Origin of the sequence: Pseudoalteromonas sp. SR41-8, assembly GCF_014163915.1 — a bacterium.
Taxonomy (GTDB): domain Bacteria; phylum Pseudomonadota; class Gammaproteobacteria; order Enterobacterales; family Alteromonadaceae; genus Pseudoalteromonas; species Pseudoalteromonas rhizosphaerae.
Genome location: NZ_JACJEE010000076.1, coordinates 1 through 1267, shown reverse-complemented (window position 1 = coordinate 1267; position 1267 = coordinate 1). Strand labels below are relative to the sequence as shown.

1 protein-coding gene is annotated in these 1267 nt (G+C 43.6%); it reads left to right on the top strand.

Annotation, left to right across the window (positions count from 1 at the left end; genetic code table 11):
• Positions 1-324: 324 nt before the first annotated feature.
• Positions 325-1267 (top strand): group II intron reverse transcriptase/maturase (gene ltrA, locus H5162_RS21060; RefSeq protein WP_259398303.1); only part of this gene is annotated, 943 nt, incomplete at its 3' end.

Below are 1267 nucleotides of genomic sequence, written 5' to 3'. Positions count from 1 at the left end.
ATGTGATCTAACGGCCACCGTAAATGATGCAGTTGTGCAGAGAAAGTCGATGCACCTTATTCGGGGAGATCTGATAAACACGCATCCGCGCTAACGCTTGGAGATTACCAGTTAGGGACTGGTTGATCAACCCTTGGCGCTTTGGTTGCTGCGACCTACAGCGAGCGAAATAGCAGTAAACAAGCGTTAGTTTAGACGCGCTTTATCGAGTAATCGCTAGAGTGATTTATCAGAAGTCAGCAGACGGCATAGTAGCCAAACGCCCATCGTAATGGAGGGGACACGGTGAAGGCCTGAACATCTTAACCAGAGGAGATACTACAAATGAACTTGAATTCACATAGATCACCGTGTTGCGATAGTGATGAACAGCGTTCTACTGTGAATAATACCTCGAATGAATATAGCCAAACAGATCATGACCTGATGGCAAGGGTACTAAGCAACCACAATATTGGTGCAGCATGGCAACATGTTAAGCGCAATAAAGGGGCTGCGGGTATTGATAATATGAGTATTGAAGAGTTTAATCACTTCGCTAAGTTACATTGGCTGAGTATTAAACAACAATTACTTAACGGCACTTATCAACCCTTGCCAGTCAAACGCGTGATGATACCCAAACCCGATGGCGGTGAGCGAATGCTTGGGATCCCTTCTGTTATCGACAGAGTGATCCAACAAGCCATTGCTCAAGTGATCAGCCCTTACTTTGAGACTCAATTTTCACCACATAGTTATGGTTATCGTCCTCATAAAAGAGCCAGTCAAGCAGTGAACCATGTTCAATTTTGTGTTAAACAAGGTTATAAAACAGCGGTTGATATCGACTTGTCTAAGTTCTTTGATGAAGTAAACCATGACATGCTAATGAATCGTGTTGGTCGTAAAATCAAAGACAAAGCACTCATGCGCCTACTCGGTAAATACCTACGAGTGGGAGTAGCAGAGTGCGAAACAGGTCTGTGGTTTGAGTCAACCAAAGGAGTCCCTCAAGGTGGGCCATTATCCCCTTTACTTTCCAATATTTTACTCGATGAATTAGATAAGAAGCTAGCCTACAAACACCTTAAGTTTGCCCGTTACGCTGATGACATAATCATTTTAGTAAAAACGAAAAGCGAAGGACTAATAATCCAACGGGAAATTACTGCGTTCATCACTAAGCGATTAAAACTCAAAGTGAATGAATCGAAAAGTCGGGTCGGTCCAGTATCAGGCTCGAAATTTCTCGGGTTTACCTTCCGCTACGGTCAAGTGCAGATCC